The sequence below is a fragment of the Cytobacillus solani genome (assembly GCF_006704205.1).
In the GTDB taxonomy this organism is placed as follows: Bacteria; Bacillota; Bacilli; order Bacillales; family Cytobacillaceae; genus Cytobacillus; species Cytobacillus solani.
On record NZ_CP041305.1, the window covers coordinates 17,908 to 35,413 of the forward strand.

19 protein-coding genes are annotated in these 17,506 nt (G+C 36.3%); 3 read left to right on the top strand and 16 right to left on the bottom strand.

Going from position 1 to position 17,506, the window contains the following annotated elements; genetic code table 11:
* Positions 1-33: 33 nt before the first annotated feature.
* The 3 genes from FI644_RS00115 to FI644_RS00125 form a co-directional block, all read right to left on the bottom strand.
* Positions 34-1,215, bottom strand: a complete 1,182-nt coding sequence (locus FI644_RS00115; protein WP_053475326.1) for an NAD(P)/FAD-dependent oxidoreductase — start codon at positions 1,213-1,215, stop codon at positions 34-36.
* A 36-nt stretch (positions 1,216-1,251) separates the two neighbouring features.
* Positions 1,252-1,695 (bottom strand): helical membrane plugin domain-containing protein, encoded by a 444-nt coding sequence (locus tag FI644_RS00120; protein ID WP_053475325.1) that lies wholly within the window; start codon positions 1,693-1,695, stop codon positions 1,252-1,254.
* 326 nt (positions 1,696-2,021) lie between these two features.
* Complete coding sequence (locus FI644_RS00125) at positions 2,022-2,960, bottom strand: COX15/CtaA family protein (RefSeq protein ID WP_056683623.1); 939 nt, start codon at positions 2,958-2,960, stop codon at positions 2,022-2,024.
* Between the two features lie 223 nt (positions 2,961-3,183).
* Here FI644_RS00125 and FI644_RS00130 point away from each other — a divergent pair, with 223 nt between their 5' ends.
* Positions 3,184-3,891 carry a class I SAM-dependent methyltransferase gene (locus FI644_RS00130; RefSeq protein WP_142107848.1) on the top strand — a complete coding sequence of 236 codons (708 nt, stop codon included), beginning with the start codon at positions 3,184-3,186 and terminating at the stop codon, positions 3,889-3,891.
* Between the two features lie 93 nt (positions 3,892-3,984).
* Here the strand turns inward: FI644_RS00130 and FI644_RS00135 are convergent, their stop codons facing one another.
* The 7 genes from FI644_RS00135 to FI644_RS00165 all read right to left on the bottom strand — a co-directional run bounded on the left by FI644_RS00135 (position 3,985) and on the right by FI644_RS00165 (position 11,115).
* Entirely contained in the window at positions 3,985-5,268 is a 1,284-nt protein-coding gene (locus FI644_RS00135; protein WP_142107849.1) for an MFS transporter, read from the bottom strand.
* Between the two features lie 201 nt (positions 5,269-5,469).
* A complete protein-coding gene (locus tag FI644_RS00140; protein ID WP_056687121.1) occupies positions 5,470-6,771 on the bottom strand; it encodes an alkaline phosphatase family protein in 1,302 nt (433 codons plus the stop codon).
* Between the two features lie 185 nt (positions 6,772-6,956).
* The gene (locus tag FI644_RS00145) at positions 6,957-8,432 is read right to left on the bottom strand and encodes a sodium:solute symporter family protein (RefSeq protein ID WP_053475321.1); all 1,476 of its coding nucleotides are present in this window, start codon (positions 8,430-8,432) and stop codon (positions 6,957-6,959) included.
* A 2-nt stretch (positions 8,433-8,434) separates the two neighbouring features.
* Positions 8,435-8,617 (bottom strand): hypothetical protein, encoded by a 183-nt coding sequence (locus tag FI644_RS00150; RefSeq protein ID WP_053475320.1) that lies wholly within the window; start codon positions 8,615-8,617, stop codon positions 8,435-8,437.
* A gap of 166 nt (positions 8,618-8,783) precedes the next feature.
* A complete protein-coding gene (locus tag FI644_RS00155) occupies positions 8,784-9,419 on the bottom strand; it encodes an FMN-dependent NADH-azoreductase (RefSeq protein WP_053475319.1) in 636 nt (211 codons plus the stop codon).
* Positions 9,420-9,596: 177 nt separating this feature from the next.
* Positions 9,597-10,295: a hypothetical protein gene (locus FI644_RS00160; protein ID WP_053475318.1), complete on the bottom strand. Its 699-nt coding sequence runs from the start codon at positions 10,293-10,295 to the stop codon at positions 9,597-9,599.
* 4 nt (positions 10,296-10,299) lie between these two features.
* Complete coding sequence (locus tag FI644_RS00165) at positions 10,300-11,115, bottom strand: ATP-binding cassette domain-containing protein (protein WP_053475317.1); 816 nt, start codon at positions 11,113-11,115, stop codon at positions 10,300-10,302.
* A 175-nt stretch (positions 11,116-11,290) separates the two neighbouring features.
* On the opposite strand from FI644_RS00165, the gene FI644_RS00170 reads away from it, so the two are divergent.
* A complete protein-coding gene (locus FI644_RS00170; RefSeq protein WP_056683604.1) occupies positions 11,291-12,445 on the top strand; it encodes an acyl-CoA dehydrogenase family protein in 1,155 nt (384 codons plus the stop codon).
* Between the two features lie 69 nt (positions 12,446-12,514).
* On the opposite strand, the gene FI644_RS00175 is transcribed toward FI644_RS00170, so the two are convergent.
* Positions 12,515-12,979 carry a CBS domain-containing protein gene (locus tag FI644_RS00175; RefSeq protein ID WP_053475315.1) on the bottom strand — a complete coding sequence of 155 codons (465 nt, stop codon included), beginning with the start codon at positions 12,977-12,979 and terminating at the stop codon, positions 12,515-12,517.
* Between the two features lie 103 nt (positions 12,980-13,082).
* On the bottom strand, positions 13,083-13,742 hold the full coding sequence (locus tag FI644_RS00180) for a TetR/AcrR family transcriptional regulator (protein ID WP_053475314.1): 660 nt from the start codon (positions 13,740-13,742) through the stop codon (positions 13,083-13,085).
* Positions 13,743-13,902: 160 nt separating this feature from the next.
* On the opposite strand from FI644_RS00180, the gene FI644_RS00185 reads away from it, so the two are divergent.
* A complete protein-coding gene (locus FI644_RS00185) occupies positions 13,903-14,139 on the top strand; it encodes a DUF2187 family protein (protein WP_053475313.1) in 237 nt (78 codons plus the stop codon).
* A 107-nt stretch (positions 14,140-14,246) separates the two neighbouring features.
* On the opposite strand, the gene FI644_RS00190 is transcribed toward FI644_RS00185, so the two are convergent.
* From FI644_RS00190 to FI644_RS00205, 4 genes are read right to left on the bottom strand one after another with little or no spacing between them, the layout of a single operon-like run.
* Positions 14,247-15,002: an amino acid ABC transporter ATP-binding protein gene (locus tag FI644_RS00190; protein ID WP_053475312.1), complete on the bottom strand. Its 756-nt coding sequence runs from the start codon at positions 15,000-15,002 to the stop codon at positions 14,247-14,249.
* Between the two features lie 23 nt (positions 15,003-15,025).
* The gene (locus FI644_RS00195) at positions 15,026-15,739 is read right to left on the bottom strand and encodes an amino acid ABC transporter permease (RefSeq protein WP_231690041.1); all 714 of its coding nucleotides are present in this window, start codon (positions 15,737-15,739) and stop codon (positions 15,026-15,028) included.
* A gap of 12 nt (positions 15,740-15,751) precedes the next feature.
* The gene (locus FI644_RS00200) at positions 15,752-16,459 is read right to left on the bottom strand and encodes an amino acid ABC transporter permease (protein WP_053475311.1); all 708 of its coding nucleotides are present in this window, start codon (positions 16,457-16,459) and stop codon (positions 15,752-15,754) included.
* Positions 16,460-16,495: 36 nt separating this feature from the next.
* The gene (locus FI644_RS00205) at positions 16,496-17,359 is read right to left on the bottom strand and encodes a transporter substrate-binding domain-containing protein (protein WP_231690040.1); all 864 of its coding nucleotides are present in this window, start codon (positions 17,357-17,359) and stop codon (positions 16,496-16,498) included.
* Positions 17,360-17,506 lie beyond the last annotated feature (147 nt).

A 17,506-nucleotide genomic window follows, 5' to 3' on the forward strand; every position in this document is an offset into this window, starting at 1 on the left:
GCTGTAGACTGGTTCCTTCTATATATACTATTTTTAGTAAGCTAAGCTGAATAGTGCTTTAATATGTGATAAGTATCGAACGTTACTTGCTTCTTTCATTAATGTAGCAGGCATGCCTTTTAGAGAAGTATTGTTTGCACCAATTGTTGCAACCGCATCTTTGCGTCCAAGGCTAGCAAGCGTACCAGAGTTAACTGGTGCAAATGCTTCAAACGTTTTATCTTGAAGATATGCATATAAATTGTAACCAACAAGTTCTCCCATCTGCCATGCATTTTGAGCAGTTGGAGCGTATGGACGACCACCTTCTGCTGGGAATGCAACAGCACTATCACCAACAACAAATACATCATTATGTGAAGTTGATTGTAGGAATTCATTCACAGTTGCACGGCCACGGTCACATGCAAGACCAGATTCTTCAACGATAGGAAGAGCTTGGATTCCGCCTGTCCATACAAATGTATTAGCAATGATTTTTGTACCATCTTTTAAGTCGATCTCATTACCGCTAACATTTGTTACAGGAAGACCAGTTAAGAATTCAACACCACGCGCTTCAAGGCTTGCTGTTGCACGTTCAATTAAGTGATCTGGCAATACTGGAAGAATTTTTGGACCTGCTTCTACAAGCTTGATCTTTAATTCTTTTGGATCTACGCCATAGTTTTTAGCGATTTTTGGCATATTATCAACAATCTCGCCAACTAATTCAACACCTGTTAAACCGCCGCCGCCGATTACGATCGTTGCATCTGCTTCATTTTTTGATTTCGCATATTCACGAATTTTGCCTTCAATATGATTGAAAATATTGTTTGCATCATCAACTGATTTTAAAACCATGCTGTTTTCTTCAAGTCCTGGGATACCGAAGTAACCTGTTTTACTGCCTAAAGATACAACAAGAGCATCATAAGTTAAAGTAGAACCGTCAGAAAGCTTCACTTCTTTATTATCTACAGAGAATGATTCAACTTTAGCAATTTTAAGATCAATATCTTTTCCTTTGAAAAGCTTTTCTAATGGCATAGAAACAGCTTGTTCAGAAATTGTTCCACCAGCAAGACGGTGTAGTTCCGTAATGATTTGGTGTGTTGGATATTGATTTACTACTGTAACATAAGCTTCATTACTATCTAAATATTTACGAACAGTTAGAGCTGAAAGAAGTCCGCCGTAACCTGCACCTAGAATAACAATATGTTTCGTCATTATTTTCCCCGTCCTTACTTTGTTGTATAGAAAGAATTATTTTTGGTTGCTGCGTTCTGAAGAAATTTCAAGATAAGCTGTTATAAAACGGAAAAGTTTCTGTGCTTGTGGGTCTTTAATCATTTTTAAAAGACCAAAAAGACCGATTACTTCATGGCTTTCTTCTGCACGATCCTTTGCTTCAATGGCAGTTGCAGCAATACTTTTCACGGAATTTTTAACAGGATCTACTATTTCTTTAATAGCTCCAACAGTATCATTCTTTAATACATCATCAGTTGCAACTGATTGAGCAAAGTCATAAGACTTATTCAATACATTAAGAAGTTCAGTTAGTTTTGGCAGCTGATCAACTAAGGCTGTTAATGATTCTTGAACTTCTGGTTTTAACAGCTGATCAAGGATATCTTGTCTTTCACGATTGGATGACATTTCGAAATGTTCTTGTTCTGGCTTTGTTTGAGTAAGCGTAGCTGTCATTTTCTATTCCCCTTTGCATCTAAAAATATTTTGAAAATAATAAACTGAAAGGAAATTGTGACTTGTGTGATATTTCACAAAAAAGTTCAAAAAAAATTCACTTGCTTGCTTCCTATCAGTTACCCCTTAACTACTATACTCCTATCTTTTAAGAATTTCAAATACATATTTAAAAATATTATCATTACTATTAACTTACAATTCTAGATTAATAATTATCCGCTTAATGATAAGTTTAATAACGAATTAAAATACATCCCTGGCTCATTCAAAAAAAAAAAAGCTGGTCCATTATTCTGGAGCAGCATTTTTTCATAGTTATATTTTCACATCTGACTTTTATTATTTTCATTCACTGCTATTCTTGGCTTTCTTGTTAATGGCATATGAATTCCTGCAAAGGCTCTTGCCTCATATACGAAACCGAACAATGCGGTTCCAATCGCCAAATGCAGTACAGCCCATGGGATATCAAGATAAGATATGACTGTCAATACTCCGATTAGCAGTTGCAGCAACACTACTAATAATGCAATGAATAAGCGATTTTGCATAGCCACACCCCATCTTTTTGAAAACGCCCAAAAACTGATCAGCAAAAGATAGATAGTAGATATGACCGCTAATACTCTATGTACCGTTTGAAGAATTTCTTGTAATGTATTTGGCAGAAGTGAATCCCCACATGTTAGCCACCCGCATGCTAATCCGTAAGATTCATGTTTAATGTAGGCGCCAAAAACGAGAGTTAATAGTAACAGGATTAAGACAATATTTAAATGATTGATTATTTGTTTACGTTTTTCAATATTAATAGAAACCGTATGAATTTTTTCCTTCGATTCCTTCATACTCGTGCTCCTCCAAAGCCAGATAAGGCTAGCAAGGAATATCATGGCAACTAATAAATGTCCTGTCACGACAATAGCAGGCAGATCAAGAATGACAACTACAGCTCCAAGAAGAATTTGTACAGTTAATAAGAATATCATTCCCCATGCAACTGAACGAATAGTAGTATTTGTCTGTGACCGAATAATCTTAACAAATAACAGTACCGCCATTATTCCGAGAATGGCCCCTATCACTCGATGAGCAAATTCAATTAACGTATCTCCTTGTAAAATGGGGATAACAGCTCCGTTACATAACGGCCATTCTGGACCACAGCCCATGCCAGATTCTGATGAGGCTACATACCCTCCAAATACAATCAAAAGATATGTCAATAAAATAGTAAAGAACGCTAATCTACCGCGATTCAATAAATACACCTCTCTCTTTATTAAAAAATTTAGAATTTTAATTTATTTTAATAGAGAAAAATCAACTAAACGGTGATATGAATCACAAAAAAATGGCATTCGCTAATAATAGTGGCATTTCGATAAAAGAAGTGTTTATTCGCTATGATGACAATCACAGTGTTTTGTCCTTTTTTTCGTATAGTTAAGAGAGAAAATATAAAAAAGAAAGGATGATTACTAGATGTCATTTTATAAAATTTTGTCACCCTATTATGATCAAATTTTCCCTGCAAATAAACATACAAAGCAATTTCTATCCGCTCATTTACCTAAAGGCGGAAAAATCTTAGATGTTGGTGCTGGAACGGGGAATATGGCACTTGCTCTTGCAAAGGAAGGCTTCACTGTCACTGCGACTGAGCCTGAAGAAAGAATGGCCGAAGAGATACGTATGAAGGCATTAGCAGAAACTATATCACTTAATGTTGAGACTAAAGCTATGCAACAAGTAGATGAATTCACAGAAACCTATGATGGCATCTATTGCATAGGCAATACCATTGCACACTTAAAGAATTTGGAAGAAATCGATCAATTTTTGCAGGTAACCTTCAATAAACTGAATGAAAATGGAGTTTTTATTCTTCAAATAGTAAATTTTGAAAGAGTATTAGGAAAAAAGGATTTCTCCTTCCCAGTGATTAGAAAGGAAAATTTAGAATTTCAACGCCATTACAATTTAGCTAGGGATAATATACTTTTTACTACCACCTTGACAGTAGATGGGGAAACTCAATCCAATACTCTTCCATTGTATCCAGCTACAGCGAGTCAGCTGCTGCCACTGCTTGAAAGCTGTAGATTTAAAGAAATTAACTCATTTGGGAATTTTAATAGCAGCCCTTACTCTATTGATACACCAGCTTTCATTGTTACTGCGAAAAAATAATCCGGTTACATGCACCATACGGGGAATTCTCCTCTGTATATTCTGAAAGAAAAAAGCTGCAATCTATAAAATGGATTGCAGCTTTTTCTCGAATTAGTGTGTGGTATTTGATATTGATTGATCTGTTGCCACTCCCCCATGCTTTGGAACACGAAGAAGCAACACCCCGCCAATGACAAATAAAATGACAAGACTGAATACCCCACTATTAGTATTCCCAGTGATTTGTGCGGTAGCACCAACAAGTACTGGACCGGCAATCGCAGCAAACTTGCCGAAAATATTATAGAAGCCAAAGAATTCATTCGAAGATTGCTTTGGAACCAGCTTAGCAAAATAGGCACGGCTAAGAGCTTGAACCCCACCTTGAACGGTTCCTACGAGCAGAGCAAGAACCCAGAAATCTATGGCTGTTTTTAGGAAGTAAGCATAAATACAAATGAAAATATACATAAGAATTCCGACCATAATCATTCTTTTTTCATTAAATCTTTGTCCCAGCTTGCCAAATAGAACTGTAAATGGCGCGGCTATTACCTGCGTAACAAATAAGACAATTAATAGAGTCGTTGAATCGATCCCAATGTCAGAACCATAGGCTGTTGCCATCGTAAATATTGTATGAACCCCATCAATATAAAAGAAATATGCTAATAAGAATAGAAATAACGCACGATAGGCTTTAATATTTTTCAATGTGGTAAAAAGCTTCTTAAAACTAGCAGAAACAGGATTCGGCACACGCTCTTCATAGTACATTTGCTCAACATTTTTCAGCATCGGCATTGTGAAAAGTCCCCACCATAACGCTGTAATGACAAAGGCAATCTGGCTGGCAATTCCTACAGACAACGGTATAACACCTTTCTGAGCTAAAATAATAATAGCAATAGACAAGATAAAAGGAATCGTGCTTCCGATATATCCAAGGGCAAAACCATTTGCGGAAATACGGTTCATTCGATCCTCACTCGTAACGTCTACAAGAAATGCATCATAAAATATATTTGCCCCAGCAAATCCGATTGAAGTCAGCACAAAACAAATTAATAAGATTAGCCACTGTTCAGTTGGGACAACCGCAAGGATTAATGTAAAAACAATTCCTAAACAGGCAAAGAAAGTAAAAAACCTTTTCTTAAACCCTCTAAAATCAGCAATCGTCCCTAATAATGTAGCTAATATTGAAACGATTAATGTAGCAAATGAATTAGCATATCCCCAATAGGCTGTTGATGTTGCGGCAGAAATTCCTGCCGCTGTTGCAGCTGATTTAAAATACAAAGGAAAAATGGCAGTAACAACAACAATGGAGTAAGCCGAGTTCGCCCAATCATAAAACACCCAGCTACGTTCAGGTTTGGACATTTTCTTCATTAAACAACCTCCTTATACTAAATGCGGAAGCGCCTTCGGAACAATCAAAGGCGGATTGTTCCTGCGTGGATTACTCAAAGGAGCTTTCCTTAGTGTTCAGCCCCGACAAGCACAAGACAAGCCTCCTGAAAAGGTGCTCTTTACCTTTTTGGGAGGATTGGCTTGTGACCTCGAGGGGCTAGGCGCTGGAGCTGAATCTCCTTATGGATCCTTTAAATTTAAGAACTTTTCTATTACTTGCCCATCAGTGTGCCCTAGGTCCACCCCTAGCAATCTAGCTAAAGTTGGACCAATATCAATGAGTCTCATAAAAGGAACTTCCTCATCCGCAAGAATCCCTTTTCCTGATGCAAGGAAAAATGTTGAATAATCTTGCTTCTCTGGCGAATATCCATGACAGGCAAGCATATATTTATTATTTTCCCAGACATCTTTCTGCGTCACATGCTTTATATACTCGCCCTCATGAGACTCAAGAAAGTAAAAGCCAAGACGAGCCTCGACCATATATGCACAAGTAGAATCTGCCCCTTTTCTACCAGCCTCCTCTCCAGTTAGAATTCTTTCAATGCCGTTGTCAGGATCGGCTATTAATTCATCTAGAATATTTTTCACCGCTTGTTTCGTTTGATTGTCATTATTATTTTTTAAGTAAATATATGCTGAGCCGTCACAGCCATTGCAATAGACCTTCCAATCGGTTATTTTCCCTTTAGAATCAATAGATATTAGGTTCTTTTCCCGGAAAATTACATTTAAATGAACAGCTTTATTTTCATCCAATGCACTATGATCCCCAAGAATAACAATTGTTGTTTCCTCATATCTTCCGTTTTCCTCGAGTGCATCCAAAATACGTCCAAGTCTTTGATCATGCCGGTGAATGGCATCTGTTGCCTCATCTGAAAACACGCCATAATTATGGCGCATCGTATCCAGATCTGTAAAATGAACGAGAAGTAAATTTGGTTCTTTCGTCAAAATTGTATGAACCGTGGATTCTAAAACAAAATCATCCAATTCTGGCTGGTTTAATCCATTCCGTATGGAACCAAAACGTTTATTTAACTCCCATTGATACGAAGGGGTGCCGCTCATGAGCGATACGAGAATTTGGTTCTGCCACGGCCGATTCGGAAATATTTCTGGCAAATTGTATTGAATACTTTTTGCTTTCCCAGTAACTGGCCATAAAAGCGCCGCTGTTGTTAGGTTGGCTTTGCACGCTTCATCGTATAATGTCGTACCCTTAATTGCACTTCGAAACCAATTCCAATCAGGAGAAGCAACACCTGGCTGTAATAATGTATTATTAATCACCCCATGACGATTCGGGTAATTACCGGTAACAATCGTTGCATGACATGGATATGTAACAGAAGGATAAATCGTTTCCACATTTTTTGAAAACGATCCTTTTTGAAAAACCCGCATGAAATTTGGCAGTGTATGGATGAGCGGGAAATCTAATGCAGATAAACAATCAAAAGAAATAACAATCATATTTTTCGTTAATGCAGTCAATATGAAATAGCCTCCATTTGAAAACTCTTACTATTTATTTTACCATTATATAGGAATGAGTTATATGTAAATATATTTTATTTATTATGAATTTTTTGTAAATTATTAAAATGTCTATCTTTTAAGTAAATAAGCTCCCCTCTTCAATCGAGGGGAGCTTATCATTATACAATTTTACTTCTCTTTAGTTCTGTCTTTAAGTAACTTAAAAATTCATCCGCTTTTTTCTCAGGAGCTTTCGTTATCAAACTAACTGTAATAAAGAGAATCGAGGAGATAACTATTCCCCATATTCCTGAAGCAAGTCCAAACGGCTTTAGTTTGGCAAATTCAAAAATAATTACAATAACACCACTAACAATTACACTAGTCATTACGCCAGCAGCTGTACCTCTTTTCCAAAAAAACGCGCCAATTATAGCTGGTACTACAACTAGTAAGCCTGCTGATGATGCTACTGACAGCACGGCAATTAAATTTACATTCATCTGTGCAAATAGATAAGCCAATATCGCAATGATTGGGATAACAATTTTCCCAACAAGCAGCTGGCTTTTATCACTCGAATCTTTCTTTATATATCCGTATACATCCCTTGCAAATAAAGAAGATAATGTTAGTAAAATAGAATCAATCGTCGAGATGGCCGCTGCCATAATTCCAACCATCACAATTACCGCAAGAATAGGCGGTACTAAATCTGATGATACTATTTTTGGTGTGGCAAGATCTGGATTCGCCAAGTCTGGAAACATTGCTGCAGCAGAAAATCCCCAGATGACAGAAACTAGCGTATATACAAAACCGAATATTAAAAATCCCATCAGCATCGTTCTTAAACTTTTCATTGAAGCTGGCATAAATAATCTTTGACTTACTTGTGGATTAGACAAACTAAAGAAAAACCAAGGAATCGTTAATCCTAAAAAGTTTACAAAGCTAAAAAATCCATTTCCAGGAACCGTTAATGAATGTGGCTGGTTTGTCTCAAGAGTTTCGAAGAATGAACCGAAACCACCTAAACCATTGATAATGAGAATAACAACCAATGTAGCAGAAACAATCATAAATAATGCTTGTAAGGAATCCGTCCAGGCAACTGATCGAATACCAGCAATATAAGAAAAAACAATAGCAAGGACTGTCGCAATAATCACACCCGTAGTAAATGGAATCGCATTATTTGTCATCCCCTGCAAAAGATAGCCTACCCCAGCAAGCTGAACTGCACTGTAAGGAATAAGGAATAGACAGCTGAATATGGAAACAACCATTGCGACCTTTTTATTATTATAACGATCACCTAACATTTCTGATGGTGTCACATATCCATATTTCTTCCCTACCAACCAAAACCTTGGCCCAAAAAACGCAACTAAGGATACACCCATAAAATAGATAATTTCGAAACCAAATGCACCTACTCCACCTTTATATGTTAATCCTGCTAATCCAACCAGCATAAAGGCACTATAAGTTGTTGCACTATAACTTAATGCAGATACGAAGCCGCCTAATTTGCGATCTCCAAGAAAATAACTAACCATATTCGTTTGTTTTCCACTTCTTGATAAATAAGCAACAAATAAAGAAATAATGATATAAATTGCAATTGTCCACCAAACCATATTCGTACTCAAGATTACTCACCCCACTTCCTCGTTATCAAATAATTAATTCCAATAATTGCCATTGCCAAAATTGTCCACAATAAAAAACTTCCATACCATGCGGCTATGTTTGTAAACAAAGTATATGGAAGTATATAACCGAGCAAAACAATCACAAGGATTACTAACGCCCATTTCAACTCTGTAGATTTCATAGAATCACCCCCAGCTACTAACATAAAAAAATAGCAAATTAACAACCTTATTATACACCAGAATATTCATATGTAAAGACACCTATATTTTATAAAAAAATAGCTCTAACTCCTTAGCTAGGAATTAGAGCTACTACTGCTGTTATTTTGTCAATCATCAAACGAATTATGCATGAACTGGTGATAATTTACCAGCTGAAGCTTTGACACGCTCCATACCTTCTGACACAATTTCTTCTGCACGGTCAGGGTATTGATTATGACCCTCGATAATCACTTCTTCAATTTGCTGAATACCAAACAGATTCATAATTTGTCTTACATAGTTTACACTCATTTCAAGTGGAGCCATTTGCGGTGTAGAGTAATCTCCCCCACGTGCATTTAAAATGATAACCTTTTTCTCAGGCACCAATCCAACAGGTCCATTTTCAGTATATTTAAACGTTACACCTGCACGGTAAATATAGTCAATGAAAGTTTGTAGTGCTGCTGGGATTGTTTGATTCCATAATGGGAATGCGAATACTACTGTATCTGCAGCCATAAATGCATCCATCGCTTTTGTTGAAGCAGCAAGAATACGTTGCTCGATATCATTTAATTCTGCACCTTGTGCAGTTTTTCCCATCGCATTGAAAAAGTCCTGACCGAAATATGGCATATCCTCTGCGAAAACATCAAATGTATTTAGTTCAATACCAGAAACTTTTCTAGCTTCCTCCATGAAAACTTCATACATTCTGCTTGAAATGCCCTCTGTTGCAGGACGATTATTAGCTTTAACTACTAAAACGTTCATTATAATCTTATCTCCTAACTATATATCTATTTATTACCTCGAAATAAAATATATTTAATTCAAGATACATTGATATACTACAATAATCGCTGCGAGCCGTCAACTGATATAACTTTTAATTTTTTTATAAAAAAAGTGAATCAATCACTAAAATTGATTCACCCTTCCATAATTTTATTAACGCTCCTTCTTTAAAAATAGCAAAACAACTATGATTGTGGTTAGAGTAATATAAATAATCACAAAAATAATATTGATCCAAAAGTCTGTGTTTACAATAAATTCATTCCCCATATGTTCAATAACATTAAAAACCGGCGGGAAAATCCATAGAACCCACTTCAAAAAGGCTGCCGTTTCTATCAATGACTTTGATGCTAGTGAACAAACTATTACAAATACAGCTGATAGCCAGGCGTACCTTTTAACGGCTAAACCTGTTGCTGAAAAAAGCGTTCCTACTAAAACTCCAAAAATAGCAAAAACAGTGTGGCAAAAAAATGTTAACAGATAATATTCTATTGTCATTCCATCATTAAAACTGCCAGTGATGATTGGAAAGAACACTGCAAATAGCATGAGTGGGATCATCATAAGAAATAAAGTATGCCATTTACCTCGCAAGTATCTCCATTTACTTCCTAAATGTGCGAATAGAATATGCTTTTCACTTTCTTCCTCCATCGAAAACATGGCCATTGCTAGCCATGTCATTACTAAGTATATAGCGATAGACGAAACTCCATAGCTGCTTAGTATGGGCACGTTTTTATATGCATACAAAATAAATATCCAAGCCAGGTATATGACAACTGGGGGAATAAACTTTAATGACCGGATAAAGTTTAATAGCTCATAACGGACAAAAGCTGACACTTTCCTACCTCTTCTCTATTAACTCCACAATTGAGCAGCCACTTTCTAAGAGCTTGGTTAGAACTTCATCCGAATGTTCACATAAAACCGTTATCTCAACTGTATGTTCTTCTAGATAATGAATATGAATACTAGGAATCTCTAAAGCTATTGTTTGATTCGGAACGATAGCTTTTATACATCTGTATTTTTCCTTTATTTCCTTCTTTTCGTCTGCAATGATCCTTCCATTAGCAACAGTTATCACCCGATCTGCCAAACCATCGATTAATAATGTCTCATGTGCTGTAAAGACGATTGTTAATCCTGTTTTATAAGAAGCTAATTCGTTTAACAGTTCCACTTGTGTCGCTTCATCCAAGCCAGTTAACGGTTCGTCCAATAAAAGAATATCTGGATCGATTAGCAATGCTTGAATAATACCCGCTTTTTGCTTTGTTCCCTTTGAACAATTTTTTAAAGGGGTATTCAAAAAGTCTGTAATGGCGAATATTTCCGCATAGATTTGAATTCTCTTAATGAGTTCAGACTCCGATTTACCGTTCATTTTACCCATTAATAGTAAATATTCCTGCATTTTAAATCGAATATTCTCAGGAAAATGCTCTGGGACATACCCAGTCTTACTCATTATCCTTTTTACTTGACCAGAGGTGTTTTCATAGAAACCGCCAATCAGTTTTAACAAACTGCTTTTTCCCGACCCATTATGTCCAGTGATAGCAACTTTTTCCCCTCGTGAAATACAAAGAGAAATATCATGTAAGATATTTATACCATCAATCTTTTTTCTTGCCCTATCTGCTTCAAAAATAATCATTCAATTGCCTCTACTTTTTTCTTTATTTTACCATCAAAAAGTGTTATTTTTAACTATTTCTTCCTAAGTATTTAATGGAATCTTTTTTCAATAAGATGTATAATTAAGGTTAAATTTAAACCGATAGGATTAGTAAGAAATGGAGTGTTAATTAAATTTAGGGGATGATGGTTGAATGAAATTTCAAGATACACCAAGTTTGAAAGAACGACTTGAATTAATGAGCAAGCTTTCTAAAACATTTTTATCTAGGTCGGCTAAAATTGATGAAGAAGGTGCATTCCCATTTCAAAATATTTCTGAGCTAAAAATGTCTGGCTACACTTCGTTAACTCTCCCAAAAAGATACGGAGGCGAAGAGATTTCTCTATATGATCTTATTCGTTTTCAAGAATATATCGCTAGAGGAGATGGAGCAACCGCCTTATCCATTGGCTGGCATATGGGAATCATTCAGGACTTAGGAGAAAAAAACAGCTGGGATGAATCCATTTTTCAAATGCTCTGTGAAGATGTAAAAAATGGAGCACTTATTAATAATTGTGCTTCAGAACCACAGACTGGGAGTCCCACTAGAGGGGGAAAGCCAACCACTACAGCTGTAAAACACGAAGGATATTGGCTGATTAACGGGCGCAAAACATTTACGACCTTATCCCCTGTTCTTGATTACTTTAATGTAACAGCTTTTATTCCAGAAAGTGACTTGGTTGCCTATTTTTTAATCCCGCGATCAACTCAAGGCGTTGAAATTGAAGAAACATGGGATAGCATCGCAATGAAAGGAACAGGAAGCCATGATTTAGTATTAAATAATGTCAGGATTAAAGACGAATTCTTAGTTGAGTATGTTGAACCTGGAAAAAAAGGAGCTTCTGGATGGCTGCTTCATATTCCGGCATGTTACCTTGGAATCGCTCAAGCTGCTGCGAGCTATGCGATTGAATTTGCCAAGAGCTATTCCCCTAATAGTATAAAGGGAACAATCAGTGATTTTCCTAATGTTCAGCAGAAAATCGGAGAAATAGAATTAGAATTAATGAGAGCAAGACATTTTCTCTATTCGGTTGCTAAACAATGGGATTATTCAACAAAGGATGAGCGGGCCCAAATGAATCCTGAATTAGGTGCAGTAAAGCTTTCCGTCACAAACAGCGCGATCACAGTCGTTGATATAGCAATGAGAATAGTCGGTGCCCGCAGTTTATCTGAAAAAAATCCGCTGCAAAGGTATTACCGAGACGTACGTGCTGGACTTCATAATCCTCCGATGGATGACATGACGATCCTGCTGCTAGCAAAAAATGCGATTAATAGCTACAAAGATTGAATGGTATAAGTAATTGCAATAAAAAAAGCTGAAAGACCATTTTTATGGAGCTTCAGCTTTTTAGCTTCCCTATAATTCATTAAGGATCGATTTTTGAATTTTTCGTATCACGTCTCCCCTGCTGATTACACCAACTACCCTATTATTTTGGTTAACAACTGGGAGCTTTTTAAAATGATGCTTAGATAATAATGTGACCGCATGCTCAATTTCATCATCAGGGGAAACGGTAATAAGCCCTTTTGTTTTTGCAATTTTAATGATTTCCTTCTCTGTTAAATCCTTCAAACGACTTTGTAAATTCTCCTCGCCCAAGTATTCCATATAAAAGACGAAATCATAGACACGCTGCTCAATTGGCTTAATCGATCTCAAAATATCCCCATCAGATACCATTCCTACCAATGTCCCATCAGTTTCACAAATGGGCAGGCCGCCAACTTTTTTTTCAACAAACATCGTCATTACTTCTCTAATACTGTCCTTTGGATGCGCTTTAATTACATTTGTAATCATGAATTCTCTAACCTTCATGCCTTAACACCTCATTGTTGGAACAAATAGTTTATAAATATGAATCATAGTTCAAGTATTTCATGCTGTCTTTTTGAAGTCAAGAAAAAATATGAACTCTAATTCATCTTTTGGTTTCACCGTTACTTTCATACATTTTCTCCATAATTTGTGGAGGAAAAACGAGTCGGCAAATGACCTTAGCCATTTCATCATATTCTAACGGACTTCCACTTTGTTCCTCTTTTTCAGGACTGTTTTCAACCATTAATATTATTGTCCAAGTAACCGTATCTAAATCTAGGTCTTCCCATGTTAGTCCCTCATCTTTGGCACTTTGTAACCCTTTATATATTCTTGCATGCAAACTTTTTCTTGCTTCTAACATGACCTCTGATAGCTCTGGGTCTTTTGGCAATAACTCTGGGAGAACACGATGAATGCCAATAGCTTCTAACGAATTAATATAATGTTCCAGGAGGGACGTGAGCAATTGTTCCGGATTTCTGTGCATCCAATTAGGTACAGGTGGCAACAGCTCTTCCATTTTATCCTCCAATAAAGCCAATAACAGCTGCCGTTTATCTGAAAAATAGCGATAAAATGTCCCCGTTGCTACACCGGCATGAGAAGCAATATCCTTTGCAGTCGTTTGCTCATACCCTTTTTCTATAAATAAACTGCGCCCGCTCTCAAGCAGAGCTAGTCTTTTTTTCTGTGCACGTATTTGTTTCGGTATAGAAGGAAATACCCCAACTAGCTGTCCTTCATCTCTTTCAGACATCCAATCACCTCTTTCCTTATCATATCACATATAAAACATGAACTAAGATTCACTTTAAAATTGACAGACAATTAGTCACATACAATAATTGAACCAAAGTTCATGTTTTATCTGCACACCATAGATTTCCGATCTCAAAATAGATAGGGGAATGTTGAAAATGTTTACAAGCAAAATAGCTAGCGAAGGAGATCAAGTCCTTTTTAAACGGAACAATCTTTCGATTAATGGAGAGGTTATTAAAGTGAAGGAATCGAGTGTGATTGTACAAATCAGTCCTTCTGATGCAGACCGAATAAATATTGATACACTCTATACCGTTGTGTCGCATCGGAATTATAAGCTATTGAATACTAACAAACATCTGTCATTTTCAGACTCAGCTGAAAATTTGTGAAGGATGGAATGACATAAGCCATTTTAGGATTAAATGAAAAGCCCAATTTCTCACTATCATTTTTGAGAAATTGGGCCACGATCAAAATATTATCCATTCACCAACAGCTAAATATAATAAGTAAAATCCTCTGGCAATACCCTCTTTAAAAATTTTCTCGTACGCTCTTCTTTTGGATGGACGAAAATATCTTTTGGTGATCCCTCTTCAATAACAATTCCTTCATCCATAAAGATCACTCTGTTTGCTACATCTTTTGCAAAAGACATTTCATGTGTGACAACTAACATCGTTGTTCCCTCTTTAGCGATATTCTTCATTACTGTTAATACCTCACCGACAAGTTCAGGATCAAGTGCAGAAGTCGGTTCATCAAAAAGAATAATATCAGGATCAATTACCACCGCCCTCGCAATGCCAACCCTCTGCTGTTGTCCGCCAGATAATTCACTAGGATATGCATTGTATTTTTCTGATAAACCTACCTTATTTAAAGCTTTTTTACCTAGCTCATTCGCTTCCTCTTTTGGCATCTTTCTCCCAACAATCAGTCCTTCGGTTACATTTTCTAATGCCGTTTTATTATTAAATAGATTGTAATTTTGAAAGACAAAGGCAGTTTTCTGCCTTATTGAGTGGATTTGTCTCTTTGATGCCGTTTTCAAGTTTATATCTATCCCGTCAAAAACTGCTAGCCCCTCATCTGCTTTTTCCAGAAAGTTGATGCATCTCAGTAACGTTGTTTTACCTGAGCCGCTTGGCCCAAGAATGACGACAACATCACCCTTATCTATTTTTATGTCTACACCTTTTAAAATCTTACTTTCACCAAATGATTTTTGGATATTTTTAATTTCCAGCATATTGATCACATCCTGCTTCAATCTCAAGCATTTACTGCCTTATACTTAATTAACCGTTTCTCATAAAGTTTGAAAATATATTCTACTAAACTACACAAAATCAAATAGACTAGAAAGATATCGATGTATGCCTCAACATAATTGTATCCCACATTGGCAGCTACTTTTGCCCTTAAAGTGATCTCTTGCAAGGACAGTGCATATCCTAGAGAAGTTGCTTTAATCAGATTAACCGTTACAGTACAAATATTTGGTAATGCAACAACCAATGTCTGAGGGATAATAATTCTTCTAAAAGCTTGCACATTTGTTAAACCAACTGATTGTGCAGCTTCCAGCTGTCCTTTACTCACCGTATTTAATGCCGAACGAAACACTTCAATTAAGATGGCAGTCGTATTAAAGGAAAAAACGATGAAAGCGTACCAAATCGGATTCACATCATACACATTCATCTCGAAGTTATATTTAGTAACTATAGAATCAAGCAATAAAGGGATACTGCTATATACAATAAAAATTTGAACAATAATTGGAGTTCCCCTTACAAAAGAAACGTATATTTGTGCAAATCGATGCAATACCAGAAAACGGTTAATTCTTGATAAGGCAAGTATAAAACCTAAAGGGAGCGCAACCATTAAAGCTACGATTGTGATGGCCAATGCGATAGGCACCCCTGATAATGCAACAAAAAAAGTATCAATCAAAAATTTATAATCCAGACCTTCCGACACTCTTTCACCGCCTTACAACGCTTTCAATGATTGTTTTCCCTTACTAAATGCCCTTTCTAATTTCAAGAAGAAATGTTCAATCGCAATGGAAATAACCCAGTAAATAATAGATAATGCTAGAAAAATTTCCAACGCATGCGCATTGTAGTTACTTGCAATAATAAGATTAGCCTTCCCTACAATATCAATTAACCCAATTGTATAGGCTAAAGCCCCTTCCTGAAGCAGTGCTAGCAAGCTATTGCCAAAGTTAGGAAGCGCGACCACGAATGCCTGTGGAAAAATAATCCTCCCGTAAGCTTGGATATTGCTTAAACCGACACTGACAGCCGCTTCAAATTGGCCTTTATCAATCGATTCATATGCAGAGCGAATGACCTCACACATTAACGCACCAAACTGAAGTGAAAAAGTAACAATTACAAAAACAGCTTTGTCAATGTCATTTAGGTTCATCCCTAAATTATTACCAATGGCAGGAATCCCATAATAAACTAAGAAAAGAAGAACGATGGAAGGTGTACATCTTAATATGGTTATATAGCCATTGGCTAAATTCCTAGCAATCTTGCTTTTTCCTAATTTGGCAGCTGCTAAGATAAAGCCAATAATTGTTCCAAATAGAATGGATAAACAAGCAACCATAAATGTCACTTTTAAAAAGGGAAGTAACATGGGTATCGACTGCAGAATATAAGTTGCATCAAAATATTTTTCCATATTTCCTCCCTATCTGCTTTTTCTTTAGCGCTGTTATTATCTGTTCACCTTATCCAATACTTCAAACAAATCTTTTCCATAGAATTCCACACTAAATTCATTTGTCTTTTTTTCTTCTTTTAGCTGTTTTACAGCTTCATCATAGGCATCAGCAAATTCCTGTTCTTTTTTATTAAATAGCGGCCAAGTTTTAATCACTGCGAACTCATTATAAACAACATCATTTTTTAAATGATGGTATGGACCATCTTTAGCAGTCACTTGTTTTTGAAAAGGTCCTTCTATCATTACGCCTCCATCTACACGGCCTTCATTTACCCACTGAACAACATCAACAGAAAATTCATCACCGGCTTTAAGTTTTACCTTATTATCCGGATTAGCTATGTTATATTCATCGATAATCGTATATTGAGCGTTATTTGCAGCAATTGGTGCTAATGTGAAACCAGCTGATGCAAAATCTGCCAAACTTTTAATATTCTCATTTTCTTTTTTTAGGACGAGACCCGCACTGCTTAGTCCTATGAATTCTTTTGGAAATATAAATTTTTCCGTTCTTTCCTGTGTCCAGAAAGCATTCTTTACACCTGCCTGATATTTTCCTTGTTCAACACCAATCAATAAGTCATCACTTGATGTCCCAACATATTCAAATTCGTATGCTGGAAGTAATTCATCCACTTTTTTCATTACTTCCACATCATATCCAGTAGGTTTCCCATTTTCATCTATCCAGGACATTGGTTTTGAAGCTTGATCATAGGCTACTTTTACTTTTCTGATCTTATTATCAGATGAAGCTCCAGACTCTGTACTAGTCTTAGAACCTGATCCACATCCGGCCAAAATCATTACAAGTGCAAATCCAGTTACAAAAGTTTTTAAAACTACTTTCACTTTATTCACTCCCCTACCTCAATACCAATAAAACACAGTTGTTTAATCGGATTAATATAAATAAGATGTTAGCATTATCTAAATTTTCCGTCAATGCATTTTTGTAAAATTTTATCAATAAAAAACGACACCCTTTGCAGAGTATCG

What these genes read in the sequence shown, in the direction of transcription:
- FI644_RS00200 (WP_053475311.1), bottom strand. Translation starts at nt 16,459, where the DNA reads ATGGAAAAATATTTTGATGCAACTTATATTCTGCAGTCGATACCCATG.
- FI644_RS00115 (WP_053475326.1), bottom strand. Translation starts at nt 1,215, where the DNA reads ATGACGAAACATATTGTTATTCTAGGTGCAGGTTACGGCGGACTTCTT.
- FI644_RS00140 (WP_056687121.1), bottom strand. Translation starts at nt 6,771, where the DNA reads ATGATTGTTATTTCTTTTGATTGTTTATCTGCATTAGATTTCCCGCTC.
- FI644_RS00190 (WP_053475312.1), bottom strand. Translation starts at nt 15,002, where the DNA reads ATGCTGGAAATTAAAAATATCCAAAAATCATTTGGTGAAAGTAAGATT.
- FI644_RS00185 (WP_053475313.1), top strand. Translation starts at nt 13,903, where the DNA reads ATGTTTACAAGCAAAATAGCTAGCGAAGGAGATCAAGTCCTTTTTAAA.
- FI644_RS00135 (WP_142107849.1), bottom strand. Translation starts at nt 5,268, where the DNA reads ATGAAGAAAATGTCCAAACCTGAACGTAGCTGGGTGTTTTATGATTGG.
- FI644_RS00155 (WP_053475319.1), bottom strand. Translation starts at nt 9,419, where the DNA reads ATGAACGTTTTAGTAGTTAAAGCTAATAATCGTCCTGCAACAGAGGGC.
- FI644_RS00170 (WP_056683604.1), top strand. Translation starts at nt 11,291, where the DNA reads ATGAAATTTCAAGATACACCAAGTTTGAAAGAACGACTTGAATTAATG.
- FI644_RS00165 (WP_053475317.1), bottom strand. Translation starts at nt 11,115, where the DNA reads ATGATTATTTTTGAAGCAGATAGGGCAAGAAAAAAGATTGATGGTATA.
- FI644_RS00130 (WP_142107848.1), top strand. Translation starts at nt 3,184, where the DNA reads ATGTCATTTTATAAAATTTTGTCACCCTATTATGATCAAATTTTCCCT.
- FI644_RS00150 (WP_053475320.1), bottom strand. Translation starts at nt 8,617, where the DNA reads ATGAAATCTACAGAGTTGAAATGGGCGTTAGTAATCCTTGTGATTGTT.
- FI644_RS00180 (WP_053475314.1), bottom strand. Translation starts at nt 13,742, where the DNA reads ATGTCTGAAAGAGATGAAGGACAGCTAGTTGGGGTATTTCCTTCTATA.
- FI644_RS00175 (WP_053475315.1), bottom strand. Translation starts at nt 12,979, where the DNA reads ATGAAGGTTAGAGAATTCATGATTACAAATGTAATTAAAGCGCATCCA.
- FI644_RS00120 (WP_053475325.1), bottom strand. Translation starts at nt 1,695, where the DNA reads ATGACAGCTACGCTTACTCAAACAAAGCCAGAACAAGAACATTTCGAA.